Origin of the sequence: Kocuria sp. CCUG 69068 (assembly GCF_020833785.1) — a bacterium.
Taxonomy (GTDB): domain Bacteria; phylum Actinomycetota; class Actinomycetes; order Actinomycetales; family Micrococcaceae; genus Kocuria; species Kocuria rosea.
The window spans coordinates 69,979-85,562 of record NZ_PDDL01000001.1 but is presented as its reverse complement, the minus strand read 5'-3'; the positions used below and the strand labels follow the sequence as shown (position 1 = coordinate 85,562).

Here is a 15,584-nt window from a genome sequence, read left to right as displayed (position 1 = left end):
GCAGGACGCCGGCCACCACGGACTCCACCTGCGCGGCCTCGTCCCACTCGGCGAGCACGGGGCGCACGACGGCCAGCAGCTCCGCCACGACGTCCGCGGCCGGGGCGGGCGCGCCGGAGGCCGGGCTGATCAACGGCCCCTCGACGCCGTCCCTGCTGGCCTGCCAGGACCAGGTCCGCAGCTGCGCCGCGCTCACCGGCGGCGCAGGGAGGCCCGCCCGCCACTGGCGGGCGGCCGTCTCGACCAGCGCCCGGCCGAGGGCGGCCAGCACCCCGGCGTGCTCCGCGTCCAGGCACATGTCGGTGATCCGGATCTCCACGGTGGGGTAGCGGGCCGAGAGCCGGGCGTCGAAGTAGATCATGCCGAGGTCGAGGGGCACCCCGGAGCGCAGCAGGGCCTCGCGCTGCCGGTCGTGCTCCTCGACCGAGCCGAAGACCTCCGTGGGACCGGAGGTGGGCCAGCGGACCCAGGCCTGGTAGCGGTAGCTGCTGAAGCCGCTCTCCCGGCCGTACCAGAACGGGGAGTTGCCGCTCAGGGCGAGCAGGACGGGCAGCCACACCCGGATGCGGTCCAGCACGGCCACGCCCTCCTCGCGGCTGCCGACGCCCACGTGGACGTGGAGGCCGCAGGTCAGCTGCTCGGCGGCCACCAGCCCGAAGCGCTCCTGGAGCCACCGGAAGCGCGGTGCGGGCACGAGGTGCGGGGCGCCCGCCGTGACCGGTGAGGCGAGGGCGACGGCGCGGGCACCCACCGCGCGGGCGGCGGCGTCGGCCAGGCGGCGCCCCTGACGGATCGCGGCGATCTGCTCCGCGAGGCCGGTCAGCGGAGGACTCGCGACCTCGATCTGCTCCTGCTGCAGCTCGGTGGTGACCTGGTGCGCCGGTGCCGTCGCCGGGGAGGAGCGGACGCCGGCGGCGTGCGCGTCCACGGCGTCCGGGCCGGCGGGGGCGGGCTCCAGCGTCACGGCGTCCACGAGGAGCAGCTCCTCCTCCACGCCGAAGGTGCGGGTGGGGCCGGTGGTCGCTGCGGGGGACGGGTGCGGGAAAACGGTGATCACCACCATCCGGGAGGGGCTGGAGCGGTGCGGACGGGCTGGGCGGGAGGCCCCGCCGTCGTCGCCGGGCGGATCCCCCGGCTCACTGCGGAGCGTAGCACCGGGGACCCGCGCAGCGCCGCTGCGGGGGCTCGCGACGCCTCTTGACGCGGAGGGCGGGGCGGGGTTCGCTGGAGGGGCCAGGAGGGGAGTATCCCCCCGCGCAGCGTCGTCACGACGGTCCCCCGCAGGATCCGGCGCGCGGGCCCGGAACGGGCCGGGAGAGACCTCCGGTCGGGAACCGGAGGGTGGCTGGTGGCGATGGACGTCCCGTTCTGGGGGTGGGCCGCGGTGATCGGCGGCATCGTGGTCCTGCTGGCCGTGGACCTGCTCGCCCACCGGCGCCCGCACGCGATCGGGCTGCGCGAGGCCGCGGTGTGGACGGCGGTGTGGGTGGCCTGCGGAACGGGCTTCGGGGTGGTGGTCTGGGCCGTCTTCGGGTCGCAGGCCGGCCAGCAGTACTTCGCCGGGTACCTGATCGAGAAGTCGCTCTCCGTGGACAACGTGTTCGTCTGGGCGGTCCTGCTCACGTACTTCGCCGTCCCCCGCGCCTACCAGCACCAGGTGTTGTTCCTGGGCGTCTTCGGGGCGCTGGTGCTGCGCGGCGCCTTCATCGCCGCGGGCGCGGCGCTGATCCACGCCTTCGAGGGAGTGCTCTACCTCTTCGCCGCGTTCCTGCTCTGCACCGGGTGGCGGATGCTCCGGCAGCGGGAGGCGCGTCTTGACCCGGACCGGTCGGCGGTGCTGCGGGTCTTCCGCCGCTGCGTGCCGATGACCGAGGTGTTCTACGGGCAGCGGCTCGTGGTGCGCGTCGGCGGGACGCTGCGGGCCACGCCGCTGCTGGCGGTGCTGGTGCTGATCGAGGCCACCGACGTGGTCTTCGCCGTCGACTCGATCCCGGCCGTCTTCGCGGTCACCGACGAGGTCTACATCGTCTTCACCGCCAACGCCTTCGCCGTGCTGGGGCTGCGGGCCATGTACTTCCTGCTGGCGGACCTGATGCACCGTTTCGTGCACCTGCGCGCCGGGCTGGCCCTGGTCCTGGTGTGGGTGGGGGTGAAGATGGCGCTCAAGGTCGACGTGGTCGACATCCCCACGGGAGTCTCCCTCGCGGTGATCACGGCCGTCCTGGTCGTGTCGGTCGGCACGAGCCTGCGCGCCACCCGCGGGCAGGGGCGGCGGGCGCCGCAGTGCCCGGAGGCCCCGCCGTTCCGGACCGCGACCCCCGCCGAGCTCGCGGCGCTCCAACCCCTGCGGCCGTCCCGGGCCGCCTCCGCGGACCGGGGCGAGGACGGCCGGAGCGGCCCCTGAGGGGCGCGGACCGCGCCCCGTGGGAGGGTCGCCGCCCCGTGAAGGAGCCGACCCCGTGCACCGCAAGCTCTCCGTCCTCGTCGAGGTGGACCCCGACGGCCGGTTCGTCCGGGTCAGCGTGACCGGTCCCCTGACCCGCGCGAACCAGCAGGCCCTCCACGCCGCGGCCGGGGCCGGCGCTGCGCGAGGCCTCCTGAGCCTTCCGGCGCAACGTTGCCGCGACCGACGGCCCGGATGCGAAGATTGGCGGCAGTGCACACGACATCCTGAGCGCGACCCACCGTGGGGCCGGGGATGAGGAACAGGACGGCGGGACCCATGAACGACCACCCCACGAGAGATCGGGCCGCGGAGGCCACCGGCGGGCTCGACCCCCGCCGGTCGGCCGGGCGTCTGGTCGCCGTGGACGCCGCCCGGGGACTGGCTCTCGTCGGGCTGACGGCGGTCCACTTCCTGCCGCAGTCCTATCCCGACAACGACCGGCCGACGCTGTCCTGGCTGCTGTTCGCCGGGGACTCCGCGGCGCTGTTCGCGCTGCTCGCCGGGGTCGGCCTCGCCTTCTCCACCGGAGCGCGCAGACCCCGCAGGGGCCGGGACCTGACCGCCGCCCGCGCGGGGATCGCGGTGCGCGCGCTGCTGATCATGGTGATCGGGCTGACCGTCGGGTACCTGATGCCGGCGGACCCGCCGGCCGTCGGCATCCTGGTCCACTACGGGCTCTTCTTCCTGCTCGCGCTGCCCTTCCTGGGGCTGCGGGCACGGACCCTGCTCCTGTGCTCGGGCGCGTTCCTGCTCCTCGGGCCCCTCCTGATCCACTGGCTGGGCGACGTGGTGCCCGAGCACAGCGCCGCCAACCCGACGTTCGCCCACCTCGTCACCGAACCGGTCGCGCTCTTCTGGCAGCTGACGCTGACCGGCACGTACCCGGCCGTGACGTACATGGCGTACCTGCTCGCCGGGCTGGCCCTCGGCCGCCTCAACCTCAAGAGCCTGCGTCTGCAGAGCCGCCTCCTGGCCGCGGGACTCGGCCTCGCGGCCCTCGCCAAGCTCGTCTCCTGGGTGCTCCTCTACGGCATGGACGGCTACAACGTCCTGCTCTACAGCATCGTCTCCCTCACCCGGGCGGACCTGGACCACCTCGTCGTCTTCGGCGCCGACGGGCCCCTGCCGACGTCCTCGCTGTGGTGGCAGGCGCTCTCCGCCCCGCACACCAACACGCTCCTCTCGGTGGCCTGGAGCCTCGGGGTGAGCACGGCCGTGCTCGGCGCCTTCCTGCTCGCCGGCCGCGAGTTCGGCAAGTGGCTGCTGCCGCTCACGGCCATGGGGGCGATGACCCTGTCCCTGTACACGGGACAGCTGGTCCTGCTGGCCACCGAGGTCCACTACAGCAGCCCGCTGCTCTGGTTCGCCGCCTGCCTCCTCGTCTCGGCGCTCGTGGCGCTCGCCTGGCGGCACGCCTTCGGACGGGGTCCGCTGGAACGGCTCGTGTCCGCGGCCGCGCACGCGACCACCCGTGCCGTCGCCGATCGGGGGACGCCCCGCGGCCCGGAGACCCCCAGGAGGCCCCTGGGGTAGCACGTGCCTCCGCCGGCCGGACGCGCGCCGACGGCTGAAACACGGCCCCGGCCGCTCGCGGGCCGCACGGATCCGTTAGCGTGACAGCAGCGCCGCCCGGCGCCGGCAGTCGGAGCGCCCGCCTGCCGTGGACCTCAGGAGGAACCATGCCGAAACCCGTCATCAGCAAGGCCAGCACCGTCTGGACCGGCGATCTCTTCAACGGCTCGGGCACCACCAGCCTGACCGGCTCGGGCCTGGGCCCCTTCGACGTGGACTGGGACACCCGCGCGGAGAGCGGCGCCGGCGCCAAGACGAGCCCCGAGGAGCTCCTGGCCTCCGCGCACGCCACCTGCTACGCCATGGCGTTCTCCAACATGCTCGCCCAGAACGAGACCCCGCCCACCCGGGTGGACGCCTCGGCCGAGGTGACCTTCGTGGCGGGCGAGGGCATCAAGGGGGTCGAGCTGACCGTGGTGGCGCAGGTGGAGAACATCTCCGCGGAGGACTTCGCGCGCATCGCCGAGGAGGCCAAGTCCGGCTGCCCGGTCTCCCAGGCCCTGTCCGTGGACATCACCCTGGACGCCTCGCTGGCCTGATCCGGTGCCCGGCCCCGCCGGCCCGGGCACTGCCCCGGCCGGTGGGGCCCGCCGCGTGTCGGTGACGGCGACGGACGGAGGCCCGGACGGCGACGGCGTGGCAGGTCGCGCCCGCCCTCTCCCGCTCCTCGTGGATCCGCCCCCGGCCGGCCGGACCCGTGATGTCAGGCGCGGTCGCGTTCGGCGAGCGCCCGGCCGAGGTCCTCGGCCTGCAGGTCGGCGTTGACGGCCGTGGCGGTCGTGAGCCCGGCCGCTGCCGCGGCGAGGACCTGGGCGTGGAGGTCCGTGACGTTGCCCGCCACGTAGACCCCCGGCACGTCCGTGCCGCCTGTGGGCGCCGAGGGCACGTACGCGCCGACGGCATGGCCCTTCTCCTCCACCTGGGCCGTGCGCAGGCCGAGGGAGTCGATGAGGGCGGAGCGGACCGTGAAGCGCGGCACCACGACCACGGCCCGGCACGGCACGAGCTCGCCGGAGACCAGCCGCAGACCGGTGATCCGGTCCCCCGACACCTCCACGCGCCGCACCTCGCCCGCCACGCACGCGATGCCGAGGGCCGCCAGGTGCTCGCGCTCCTCGTCGTCCGGCGCCGGGGCGGTGTGCTGCACGAAGATGATGTCGCGGCTCCACTGCCGGAACAGCTGCGCCTGCTGCACGCCCAGGGGGCCGGTGCCCAGCACCGCCAGCGGCTCGTCCCGCCACTCCCAGCCGTGGCAGTAGGGGCAGTGGACGACGTCGCGGCCCCACCGCTGCGCCACGCCCGGGACGTCCGGCAGCTCGTCGGTCAGTCCGGTGGTGATCAGCACGCGGCGCGCCCGCACCGACCGGCCGTCCTCGAGCGCCAGCAGGAACCGGACGCCGTGGCCGTCGTCCCCGGCGGGACAGGCGGAGACCACTGTGCCGTCGACGACGTCCGCTCCGTAGCCGGTGACCTCGGCACGCCCGTCCGCGAGCAGCGCGCCCGGGGCGTCGCCGTCGCGGCCGAGGTAGTTGTGCACGTGCTCCGCGGGGTCGTTGCGCGGGGCCCCGGCGTCCACCACGAGGACCGTGCGCCGGGCGCGGGCCAGGCACAGCGCCCCGGCGAGGCCCGCGGGCCCCCCACCGACGACGACCACGTCGTAGCTCTCGTCCATCGTGCCTTCCCCCGTCCCGGAGCCGGTCCCGGCCGCAGTCCTGCGCCGCTCTGCCAACGTAGCAGTGCCGGGACGGGGATGTAAGCCTGCTGACTGTAGGCGGCGCCGGAGCATTCGGCGGGCGCCCCTCCCCCGGGCGGGGCAGCGCCGGACCGGGCGGTGCCGGTGCTCGTCGTGGGGAAACGACGACGTCCCCCGGACCGTGTGGTCCGGGGGACGTCTTCCGTGGTGACCCCAGCGGGATTCGAACCCGCGTTACCGCCGTGAGAGGGCGGCGTACTAGGCCGCTATACGATGGGGCCGCACCGATCCGGTCCGCGGTTTCCCGCGACCGGCCTCGTACACTGTACCAGGTCCCGGGCCCTGTTCCGGACGCCGGCCCTGTTCCGGCAGCGCAGCGCACCCCGGACACGAGAACACCCCCGGACCGTGTGGTCCGGGGGTGTTCTGCGGTGGTGACCCCAGCGGGATTCGAACCCGCGTTACCGCCGTGAGAGGGCGGCGTACTAGGCCGCTATACGATGGGGCCGTACTGATCCGATGGAGCAGCGCTGGGATACCAGGACTCGAACCTAGAATGACGGTACCAGAAACCGTAGTGTTGCCAATTACACCATATCCCACTGTCGTCCCCGGTCCGGCGGTTTCCCGCGGCGACCGGCGCAACGCAAAAGAACTATACCGGCCTTCCGGCGGGGCGGCAAATCGGGCTCAACGGCAGTAGCGGTCCTCGAGCTCCCCGTCGATCCCCCGGCGGCGGGCGATGCCCGCCAGCGCCCGGACGACCGGCCCCAGCCAGCGGTAGAGCCCCGGGAGGTTGATGTCGGTCCACTGGATGAGCAGCGCCGTGCGGAGCAGGCTCCGCGGCCGGCCGTCCCGGCGGGTGCGCCCGTCCCGGGCGAGCCCGTACAGGGCCACCAGGCCCTTCTCGAAGCCCTCGTGGGCGGGCCGCACCTCGACCACGAAGCGGGCCGGCGACCCACTCGGGTTCTTCCAGCGGAACAGGTGCTCCGGGGGCACCTCGACCTCGCCGCCCGCCCCGAGGTCCCGCACGACGTGGCCGACCTGGACCCGCAGCACGCCCTCGAGGACCCGCACGCGCATCCCGAACCGGCGGTGGTAGTGGGCGAGCACCTCTCCCCCGGCCTCCACCTCGACGTGCAGCAGGGCGTGCTCGCCCCCGGTCTCCGCGCCGGTGCGCAACCACGTGATGGTGTCCCGCTGCACGGGATTGCGGTGCTGCGGGCGTCCCGCGCGCATCGCCTCGATCTGGTCGTCCGTCCGGTCCATGCTGATCGCCCCCGTGTCCCAGGCTACGCCGGAGCGCCCGGGCGTGTGCAGATGACGTCCCCGCCGACGGTCCGGCCCGCCTTCCGCGGAGGGCGGGCCGGACCGTCGTCGTCGGCGGGGAGGGCGCTCAGCCGAGCTGGGCGGCGAGGGCGCGCAGGCGGGTCAGGGAGGAGTCCTTGCCGAGGATCTCGAGGGACTCGAAAAGGGGCGGCGAGATCCGCCGGCCCGAGACGGCGGTGCGGACGGGGCCGAAGGCCAGTCGCGGCTTGATGCCCAGCCCGTCCACGATGGCCTCGCGGAGCGCGGTCTCGAGGGCGGCGGCGCTCCAGTCCTCGAGCGGCTCGAGGGCGGCGAGCGCGGCCCGCAGGACGTCCCCGGCGGAGTCCTTGAGCTGCTTGCGGGCGTCGTCGGCGACCTCGATCTCGTCGTCGGCGGCGAAGAGGAAGGACAGCAGCTCGGGGGCCTCGCCGAGCAGGTTCATCCGCTCCTGGACCAGCGGGGCGGCCCGGTCGAGGATGTCCCGCTGGCGCTCGTCCAGGGTGTCCCCCAGCACGCCGCCGGCCTGCAGGTAGGGGACGAGCCGGTCGCGGAAGTCCTCGGGGGCGAGCCTGCGGACGTGGGTGCCGTTGATCGCGGTGGCCTTCTTGAGGTCGAAGCGCGCGGGGTTCGCCAGGACGTCGTGGACGTCGAAGTGCTCCACGAGCTGCTCCACGGTGAAGACGTCCTCGTCCGCGGACAGGGACCAGCCCAGCAGGGCCAGGTAGTTGAGCAGGCCCTCGGGGACGAAGCCGCTGTCCCTGAGGTGGAAGAGGCTGGACTCGGGGTCGCGCTTGGACAGCTTCTTGTTGCCCTCGCCCATGACGTAGGGCAGGTGGCCGTACTCGGGCACGTACTTCGCGAAGCCGATCTCGACCAGGACGCGGAACAGCGCGATCTGGCGCGGTGTCGAGGAGAGCAGGTCCTCGCCGCGCAGCACGTGGGTGATCTCCATGAGGGCGTCGTCCACGGGGTTGGTCAGCGTGTACAGCGGCTGGCCGTTGGCGCGCACCACCACGTAGTCCGGGATGGAGCCGGCCCGGAAGACGATCTCGCCGCGGATCATGTCGTGGACCACGATGTCCTCGTCCGGCATCCGCAGCCGCAGCACGGGCTCCCGGCCCTCCGCCCGGTACGCCGCGATCTGCTCCTCGGTGAGGTCGCGGTCGAAGTTGTCGTAGCCGAGCTTGGGGTCGCGGCCGGCCGCCCGGTGCCGGGCCTCGACCTCCTCCGGGGTGGAGTACGCCTCGTAGACCGCCCCGTGCTCCCGGAGCCGGGCGGCCACGTCGCGGTAGACGTCCAGGCGCTGCGACTGCCGGTACGGGGCGTGCGGACCCCCGGTCTCGACGCCCTCGTCCCAGTCGATCCCCAGCCACGCGAGCGCCTCGAGCAGCTGCTGGTAGCTCTCCTCCGAGTCGCGCAGGGTGTCGGTGTCCTCGACGCGGAAGACCATGGTGCCGCCGGTGTGGCGGGCGTGGGCCCAGTTGAACAGCGCGGTGCGGATCAGCCCCACGTGCGGGGTGCCCGTCGGGGACGGGCAGAAGCGCACGCGCACGGGCGAGGAGGTGGTCGAGGCGGTGGCAGGGGTGGCGGGCGTGTCGGTCATGGCTCTTTCGTGGATCGGTCGGGGTCTGGGCGGGGTCGTGCGGTGGTGCGGGGCGCCGCGGTGCCCGCACGGGTCGGCGGTGCGGACCGGCGCCGGCCGGCGGTGCGGGTCAGCGGCGCAGGACGGTCGGCAGGACGCCGATGCCCTCGACCTCCACCTCGATCCGGTCGCCCTCGTCGACGATGCCGACGCCGGCGGGCGTGCCCGTGAGGATGACGTCGCCGGGCAGGAGCGTGAACGCCTGGGAGACGTAGGAGACGAGGAACGGGACGTCGAAGACCATGTCCCGGGTGTTGCCGTCCTGCTTGGTCTCGCCGTTGACGCGGCTGCGCACGGCGAGGGCGGAGGTGTCGAGGTCCGTCTCGATCCAGGGCCCGAGCGGGCAGGCCCCGTCGAAGCCCTTGGCGCGCGCCCACTGCCCGTCGGTCTTCTGCACGTCGCGGCCGGTGAGGTCGTTGGCGGCGGTGTAGCCGAAGACCACCTCGGGCACGCGCTCCACGGGGACGTCCTTGCACATCCGTCCGATGACGACGGCGAGCTCGGCCTCGTAGGAGACCTGCTCGGTCCATGCGGGCAGGGTCACGGGGTCGCCGGGGCCGGCGACGGACGTGTTGGGCTTGAAGAACAGCATCGGCGAGGTGGGCAGCTCGTTGCCCAGCTCCGCGGCGTGGTCGGCGTAGTTGCGGCCGACGCACACGATCTTGGAGCGCGGGATCACGGGGGCGAGGAGGCGGACGTCGGCGATGTCGTGGCGCTGCTGGGTGGGGTTGATCCCGGTGTAGAAGGGGTCGCCCGCGAGGACGGTGACCGTCTCCTCGCCGGCGGCGCCCTGCACCGCGCCGAAGTGGATCTCGCTGTCGACCGTGAACCTGGCAATTCGCATGGGACCAGGCTATCCCACGGTCCGCGGGCGGCCGCGCGGCCCCGGTGGCGCCACCGGGGCCGCGCGGGGCTCAGACCAGGCGGGTGAGCCAGCCGTGCGGGTCCTCCGCGCGGCCCGTCTGGATCTCCAGGAGCTGCCGGCGGATGTCCATGGTGACCTCGCCGGGCCGGGCGCCCTCGTCGCCGATGGTCTCCTCGGTGGAGACGAGCCGGCCGATGGGGGTGATGACGGCGGCGGTCCCGCACGCGAACGCCTCGGTGATGGTCCCGGCCTGCCAGCCCTCGCGCCACTCGTCGAGGGTGAAGCGGCGCTCCTCGACGGTCATCCCGCGGTCCTTCGCGAGCTGGATGATCGAGCGGCGGGTGACGCCCTCGAGGATCGTGCCGGTGAGCTCGGGGGTCACCAGGCGGCCGTCGTCGTAGACGAAGAACACGTTCATGCCGCCCAGCTCCTCGACGGCGTCGCCGCGGTCGCGGTCCAGGAACATCACCTGCTGGCACCCGTGGGCGTCGCCCTCCATCTGGGCGATCAGGGAGGCGGCGTAGTTGCCGCCGCACTTGGCCGCTCCCGTGCCGCCGCGGCCGGCGCGGGCCCAGTCGCGGGAGAGCCAGATGTCCACGGGCTTCACCGGGCCGCCGAAGTAGTTGCCGGCCGGGGAGGCGATCACGGAGTACAGCACCTGGCGGGACGGGCGCACGCCGAGGAACGCCTCCGTGGCGATCATGAACGGGCGCAGGTACAGGGACTCCCCGTCCCCGTCGGGCACCCACTGCTCGTCCACCGACACGAGCTCGCGCAGCGAGTCCAGGAACAGCTGCTCGGGCAGCTCCGGCAGCGCCAGCCGGCGGGCCGACAGGTTGAGCCGGGCGGCGTTGGCCTCGGCCCGGAACGTCCACACGGAGCCGTCCGCGTGCCGGTAGGCCTTGAGCCCCTCGAAGATCTCCTGGCCGTAGTGCAGCACGGCCGCGGCGGGGTCCAGCACCAGCGGACCGTACGGCTCGACCCGCGGGTCGCTCCAGCGGCCCGTGCCCTTCTCGACGTCCCCGAACCAGTCGATCTTCACCATGTGGTCCGTGAAGTTCGTGCCGAAGCCCGGCTCGGCGAGGATGGCCGCCCGGACCTCCTCCGGGACCGGGTCCTGGCTGAGGTGGTGGGCGAAGGTGGTGGGCTGTGTGGTCACTGCGTCTCCCTGCGAGGTCGACCCCGTGGCGACCGGCACGCGGGGCTCAGCTGTTGGTTCCGTGCCCCAGCCTATCCCCGGAGCACGGCCGGATCGGCTCAGGCGAGGGCGGCGAGCACGCCGTCGCCCACCTGGGCGGTGGTGCGGGACTCGTTGCCGTGGGCCGCGAGGTCCTGCTGCACGGCGGCCTCGATCCGGGCCGCCGGCCCGGAGTGGCCGAGGTGCTCCAGCATCATGGCGGTGGCGAGGATCGCCGCCACGGGGTTCGCCTTCTGCTGCCCGGCGATGTCCGGTGCGGAGCCGTGCACGGGCTCGAACATCGAGGGCGCCGTGCGGTCCGCGTTGATGTTGCCGGCCGGGGCCAGTCCGATGCCGCCCGTCACCGCGCCGGCGAGGTCGGTGAGGATGTCCCCGAAGAGGTTGTCGGTGACGATGACGTCGAAGCGCGCCGGGTCGGTCGTGAGGAAGATCGTGGCCGCGTCCACGTGCAGGTAGTCGACGGCGACGTCGGGGAACTCGGCACCGATCTCCTCGACGAGGCGCGCGTAGAGGCGGCCCGCGTTGACGAGCACGTTGTGCTTGTGGACGAGGGTCAGCCGCTTGCGCTCCCGCCCGGCGGCGAGCTCGAAGGCGTAGCGCACGAGGCGGCGCACGCCGTAGGCGGTGTTGAGCGAGACCTCGGTGGCGATCTCGGCGTCGGTGCCGCCGCGCAGCACCCCGCCGTTGCCGGCGTACGGGCCTTCGGTGCCCTCGCGCACCACCACGAAGTCGATGTCCCCGGGGTGGGAGAGCGGGCTGGTGGTGCCCGGGAAGAGCTTGGACGGGCGGAGGTTGACGAAGTGGTCGAGGCTGAAGCGCATCTTCAGCAGCACGTCGCGCTCGATGATCCCGGACGGGACCCGCCGGTCCCCGGGGGCGGCGCCGACCGCGCCGAACAGGATGGCGTCGTGGGTCCGCAGCTCGTCCAGCGTCCGGTCCGTGAGGGTCTCCCCCGTGTCCAGCCAGTGCTGCGCGCCGAGGCCGAACTCCGTCCTCTCCACCGTGACGCCGGCCGCGGCGGTCACCGCGTCGAGGACCTTCACCGCCTCGGCCACGACCTCGGGGCCGATGCCGTCACCGGGGACGAGGGCGATCTTCAGGTGGGCGGGGGCGGCTGCGGGCGTCGGCTGGCTCATGGCCCCAGGATAGGAGCCGACCGACCCGTCCGACCACGGTGTGGACGGACGTCTCACATGATGGACAGCCGATCGCCGCTCAGGACTGGAGTGCGGCGGGCTCCTCGTAGCGCGGGAACACCGGCGCGGGCGGGGGCAGCTCCGTGCCCGCCACGAGGGGCGTGTCCAGGGCGGTGAACAGGCGGGCGTCGCCCTCGGCCTGGCCGAGCACGTCGAGCAGCCGGGCGGCGGCGTCCGGCACCACCGGCTGGACCAGGATGCCGACCGTGCGCACCACCTCGAGCGTCACCCAGAGCACGGTGGCCATCCGCCCGGCGTCGGTCTTGCGCAGCTTCCAGGGCTCCATGGCGGTGAAGTACCGGTTGGCCTCGGCGACCACCCGCCAGATCCGCTCGAGCGCCCGGTGGAACTGCTGCTCGTCGAACTCGGCGCGCACCGGCGCGCAGAGCCCGGCGGCCGCGGCGAGCATGGCCCGGTCCTCGGGGGTGAGCTCCCCCGGCGCGGGGACCCGGCCCTCGCAGTTCTTGGCGACCATCGACAGCGAGCGCTGGGCAAGGTTGCCGAGGTCGTTGGCGAGGTCGGAGTTGATGCGGTTCTTGATCCCGTCGTGCGAGTAGCTGCCGTCCTGGCCGAACGGCACCTCGCGCAGCAGGAAGAAGCGCAGCGGGTCGAGGCCGTACTCGGCCACGAGGGCGTGCGGGTCGATGACGTTGCCCACGGACTTGGACATCTTCTCGCCCTGGTTGAACAGGAAGCCGTGGGCGAAGACGCGCCGGGGCAGGGGCAGGCCGGCGGACATCAGGAACGCCGGCCAGTACACGGCGTGGAAGCGGGCGATGTCCTTGCCGATCACGTGGGCGTCGGCGGGCCAGTACCGCTGGAACGTCTCGGACGCGGTGTCCGGGAAGCCCACGCCGGTGAGGTAGTTGGTGAGGGCGTCCACCCACACGTACATCACGTGGTCCGGGTTGCCGGGCACGGGCACGCCCCAGTCGAAGGTGGTGCGGGAGATGGAGAGGTCTTCCAGGCCCGAGCGCACGAAGGACGCGATCTCGTTGCGCCGGGTCTCGGGGTGGACGAAGCCCTCCCGCTCGTAGAGCTCCAGCAGCCGGTCCTGGTAGGCGGAGAGGCGGAAGAAGTAGGACTCCTCCTCGGTCCAGGTGACCTCCGTGCCGGTGCCCGTCGAGCACCGCACGCCGTCCGCGCGGAGCTCGGTCTCGTCCTCGCCGTAGAACGCCTCGTCGCGCACGGAGTACCAGCCGGCGTACTTGCCGAGGTAGATGTCCCCGGCCTCCTCCATCCGGCGCCAGAGGGCCGCCGACGCCGCGTAGTGGTCGGCGTCCGTGGTGCGGATGAAGCGGTCGTAGGAGATGTTCAGGGCGTCGTCCATCTCGCGGAAGCGCGCCGAGTTGCGGTCCGCGAGCTCCCGGGCCGTGAGGCCCTCCTTCTCCGCGGTCTGCTGCATCTTCTGGCCGTGCTCGTCGGTGCCGGTCAGGAAGCGGACGTCGTAGCCGTCCAGCCGCTTGAACCGGGCCATGACGTCGGTCGCGATGACCTCGTAGGCGTGCCCGATGTGCGGGGTGCCGTTGGGGTACGCGATGGCCGTGGTGATGTAGTACGGGGTGCGGTGGGAGGAAGTCACGGCCTCCACTCTACCGACCGCGGGGGCCGTGCGCGCCCGGGGCGGCCGGCGCTCGGGGCCCGGCCGGGTCGGCTCACCGCCGGGGGCGCCCCGCGCCCAGCCGCCCGCGGGTGAGGGCCACGACGAGCAGCGCGGCCCCGGCGTAGGTGCCGAACAGGACGAGGTCCACGGTGTCCAGCAGCCCGGTGTGCACCGGCTCCGCGGCCAGCAGGACGAGGTGGTCCTGGGCCGGCGTGAAGCTCGCGTGCAGCAGCACGCTGCCCGTGCGGTTGTACAGCGGCGTGTAGAGGAACGCGAGGACGAACGGCACCGCGAAGCCCAGCGGCCCGTAGAGCGGGACGTGCCACACCCCCCACAGCAGACCGAGCAGCGCGGTCGCCCGGAGCGGGCCCAGCCGCTCCTGCAGCCGGGGCAGCGCGAAGCCGCGCCAGCCGGGTTCCTCCAGGCCGCCCCCGAGCACCGCCACGAAGACGAAGGTCGCCAGGTAGGCGGGGGCCCGCTCGAGGGCCAGGGACCAGTCGACCTCCCGGCCCAGCGCCGCGAGCAGGGCGTTGACGACGGCGTACAGCAGCGCGGGCAGCCCCAGCGCCCAGGCCCACCAACGGGCCGGGACCCGCCACCGCACGATCGCCCGGGCCCAGTCCCGCACCGGCTCCCCCGACAGCCACGTGACGGCCCACGCCGCCACGAACGGGCCGAGGCCGCCGAGCAGGAGCAGCGGCGTGCCGCCCGCCCCGAGCAGCAGGGGCGCCCAGCACGTCCAGGACCACGCGTACGTCAGGACGAAGAAGGCCGGCAGCTGGTGCCGGGCGACCCGCCCCCGCAGGCCCGGCCCGGGCTGCTGTGCCCGTGCTCCGATGTCCGTCATGCGGACCACCCCCCGGGATCGCGGCGACCGGCTCCGCCCCCAGGGTAGGACGCCGGACGCGGCGAGGGGCCGCGTCCGCACGGAATGCTCGGCGCATGACGTGCGGACGCGACCCCTCGGCCGGTGCCCCCGCGCCGGTCGCGGCGGTGGGGCGGGTGCGGATCAGCGGGCCGCGGTGCCCTCGACGTAGTCGGCGTCCGGCGAGGTCCACGCGAAGAGCTTGCGCAGCTCCCGGCCGGTGACCTCGATCGGGTGGGACTCCTCCTTCTCGCGCAGCTTCTTGAACTCGGCGCCCCCGTTGTCCTGGTCCTCGATGAAGCGCTTGGCGAAGGTGCCGTCCTGGATGTCGGCCAGCACGGCCTTCATGTTCTCCTTGACCGTGGGGCTGATCACCCGGGGGCCGGAGACGTAGTCGCCGTACTCGGCGGTGTCCGAGATGGACCAGCGCTGCTTGGCGATGCCGCCCTCGACCATGAGGTCCACGATGAGCTTGAGCTCGTGCAGGACCTCGAAGTAGGCGATCTCCGGCTGGTAGCCGGCCTCGGTCAGGGTCTCGAAGCCGTACTGGACCAGGTGGGACATGCCGCCGCACAGGACCGCCTGCTCGCCGAAGAGGTCGGACTCGGTCTCCTCGGTGAAGGTGGTCTTGATGACGCCCGCGCGGGTGCCGCCGATGCCCTTGGCGTAGGACAGGCCCAGCTCGAGGGCCTTGCCGGAGGCGTCCTTCTCCACGGCCACGAGGGCGGGCACGGCGCGGCCGGCCTCGAACTCGCGGCGCACGGTGTGGCCCGGGCCCTTCGGGGCGACCATGACGACGTCGACGCCCGCGGGGGCCTCGATGTAGCCGTAGCGGATGTTGAACCCGTGGGCGAAGAAGATGGCGTCGCCCTGCTCCAGGTTCGGGGCGATCGACTCGGCGTAGACGTGGCGCTGGACCTGGTCCGGCGTCAGGATCATGATGACGTCGGCTTCCTTGACGGCGTCCGCGACGGTGAGCACCCGCAGGCCCTCGGCCTCGGCCTTGGCCCGGGAGCGCGAGCCCTCGGCGAGGCCGATGCGCACGTCCACGCCGGAGTCGCGCAGGTTCAGCGCGTGGGCGTGGCCCTGCGAGCCGTAGCCGATGACGGCCACGGAGCGGTCCTGGATGATCGAGAGGTCGGCGTCGTCGTCGTAGAAGATCTCTGCCATGGGATTGTCTCCTTGAAGCATGGGTG

At 73.4% G+C, this 15,584-nt stretch carries 13 protein-coding genes and 3 tRNA genes; 3 read left to right on the top strand and 13 right to left on the bottom strand.

Annotated features, from left to right (window positions below; all coding sequences use genetic code 11):
- Positions 1-1,057 (bottom strand): glutamate--cysteine ligase (locus tag CRM73_RS00540; RefSeq protein WP_229586387.1); only part of this gene is annotated, 1,057 nt, incomplete at its 3' end.
- Between the two features lie 297 nt (positions 1,058-1,354).
- Between CRM73_RS00540 and CRM73_RS00535 the strand changes: the two genes are divergently transcribed.
- The 3 genes from CRM73_RS00535 (at position 1,355) to CRM73_RS00525 (ending at position 4,557) form a co-directional block, all read left to right on the top strand.
- Positions 1,355-2,404, top strand: coding sequence for a TerC family protein (locus CRM73_RS00535; RefSeq protein ID WP_043738896.1), 1,050 nt, complete (start codon positions 1,355-1,357; stop codon positions 2,402-2,404).
- A gap of 318 nt (positions 2,405-2,722) precedes the next feature.
- Positions 2,723-3,979 carry a heparan-alpha-glucosaminide N-acetyltransferase domain-containing protein gene (locus CRM73_RS00530; RefSeq protein WP_035928909.1) on the top strand — a complete coding sequence of 419 codons (1,257 nt, stop codon included), beginning with the start codon at positions 2,723-2,725 and terminating at the stop codon, positions 3,977-3,979.
- Between the two features lie 146 nt (positions 3,980-4,125).
- A complete protein-coding gene (locus CRM73_RS00525; protein WP_229586385.1) occupies positions 4,126-4,557 on the top strand; it encodes an OsmC family peroxiredoxin in 432 nt (143 codons plus the stop codon).
- Between the two features lie 164 nt (positions 4,558-4,721).
- Here the strand turns inward: CRM73_RS00525 and CRM73_RS00520 are convergent, their stop codons facing one another.
- The 12 genes from CRM73_RS00520 to ilvC form a co-directional block, all read right to left on the bottom strand.
- Entirely contained in the window at positions 4,722-5,690 is a 969-nt protein-coding gene (locus CRM73_RS00520; RefSeq protein WP_229586383.1) for an NAD(P)/FAD-dependent oxidoreductase, read from the bottom strand.
- Between the two features lie 226 nt (positions 5,691-5,916).
- Positions 5,917-5,992 (bottom strand) — tRNA-Glu (locus tag CRM73_RS00515).
- Positions 5,993-6,143: 151 nt separating this feature from the next.
- Positions 6,144-6,219, bottom strand: a tRNA-Glu gene (locus CRM73_RS00510).
- 22 nt (positions 6,220-6,241) lie between these two features.
- Positions 6,242-6,313, bottom strand: a tRNA-Gln gene (locus CRM73_RS00505).
- Between the two features lie 88 nt (positions 6,314-6,401).
- Positions 6,402-6,980: a cupin domain-containing protein gene (locus tag CRM73_RS00500; protein ID WP_109243468.1), complete on the bottom strand. Its 579-nt coding sequence runs from the start codon at positions 6,978-6,980 to the stop codon at positions 6,402-6,404.
- A gap of 127 nt (positions 6,981-7,107) precedes the next feature.
- On the bottom strand, positions 7,108-8,622 hold the full coding sequence (gltX, locus tag CRM73_RS00495) for a glutamate--tRNA ligase (RefSeq protein WP_095651664.1): 1,515 nt from the start codon (positions 8,620-8,622) through the stop codon (positions 7,108-7,110).
- Between the two features lie 109 nt (positions 8,623-8,731).
- Positions 8,732-9,505 carry a fumarylacetoacetate hydrolase family protein gene (locus tag CRM73_RS00490; RefSeq protein WP_035928896.1) on the bottom strand — a complete coding sequence of 258 codons (774 nt, stop codon included), beginning with the start codon at positions 9,503-9,505 and terminating at the stop codon, positions 8,732-8,734.
- A 70-nt stretch (positions 9,506-9,575) separates the two neighbouring features.
- Positions 9,576-10,685: a branched-chain amino acid aminotransferase gene (locus tag CRM73_RS00485; protein ID WP_035928893.1), complete on the bottom strand. Its 1,110-nt coding sequence runs from the start codon at positions 10,683-10,685 to the stop codon at positions 9,576-9,578.
- Between the two features lie 98 nt (positions 10,686-10,783).
- Complete coding sequence (locus CRM73_RS00480; protein WP_017833214.1) at positions 10,784-11,860, bottom strand: 3-isopropylmalate dehydrogenase; 1,077 nt, start codon at positions 11,858-11,860, stop codon at positions 10,784-10,786.
- 79 nt (positions 11,861-11,939) lie between these two features.
- Entirely contained in the window at positions 11,940-13,502 is a 1,563-nt protein-coding gene (gene metG, locus CRM73_RS00475) for a methionine--tRNA ligase (protein ID WP_017833215.1), read from the bottom strand.
- 73 nt (positions 13,503-13,575) lie between these two features.
- The gene (locus CRM73_RS00470; protein ID WP_229586381.1) at positions 13,576-14,370 is read right to left on the bottom strand and encodes a type II CAAX endopeptidase family protein; all 795 of its coding nucleotides are present in this window, start codon (positions 14,368-14,370) and stop codon (positions 13,576-13,578) included.
- A gap of 162 nt (positions 14,371-14,532) precedes the next feature.
- A complete protein-coding gene (gene ilvC / locus CRM73_RS00465) occupies positions 14,533-15,558 on the bottom strand; it encodes a ketol-acid reductoisomerase (protein WP_017833217.1) in 1,026 nt (341 codons plus the stop codon).
- Positions 15,559-15,584 lie beyond the last annotated feature (26 nt).

What these genes read in the sequence shown, in the direction of transcription:
- CRM73_RS00535 (WP_043738896.1), top strand. Translation starts at nt 1,355, where the DNA reads ATGGACGTCCCGTTCTGGGGGTGGGCCGCGGTGATCGGCGGCATCGTG.
- CRM73_RS00530 (WP_035928909.1), top strand. Translation starts at nt 2,723, where the DNA reads ATGAACGACCACCCCACGAGAGATCGGGCCGCGGAGGCCACCGGCGGG.
- CRM73_RS00525 (WP_229586385.1), top strand. Translation starts at nt 4,126, where the DNA reads ATGCCGAAACCCGTCATCAGCAAGGCCAGCACCGTCTGGACCGGCGAT.
- CRM73_RS00520 (WP_229586383.1), bottom strand. Translation starts at nt 5,690, where the DNA reads ATGGACGAGAGCTACGACGTGGTCGTCGTCGGTGGGGGGCCCGCGGGC.
- CRM73_RS00500 (WP_109243468.1), bottom strand. Translation starts at nt 6,980, where the DNA reads ATGGACCGGACGGACGACCAGATCGAGGCGATGCGCGCGGGACGCCCG.
- gltX (WP_095651664.1), bottom strand. Translation starts at nt 8,622, where the DNA reads ATGACCGACACGCCCGCCACCCCTGCCACCGCCTCGACCACCTCCTCG.
- CRM73_RS00490 (WP_035928896.1), bottom strand. Translation starts at nt 9,505, where the DNA reads ATGCGAATTGCCAGGTTCACGGTCGACAGCGAGATCCACTTCGGCGCG.
- CRM73_RS00480 (WP_017833214.1), bottom strand. Translation starts at nt 11,860, where the DNA reads ATGAGCCAGCCGACGCCCGCAGCCGCCCCCGCCCACCTGAAGATCGCC.
- CRM73_RS00470 (WP_229586381.1), bottom strand. Translation starts at nt 14,370, where the DNA reads ATGACGGACATCGGAGCACGGGCACAGCAGCCCGGGCCGGGCCTGCGG.
- ilvC (WP_017833217.1), bottom strand. Translation starts at nt 15,558, where the DNA reads ATGGCAGAGATCTTCTACGACGACGACGCCGACCTCTCGATCATCCAG.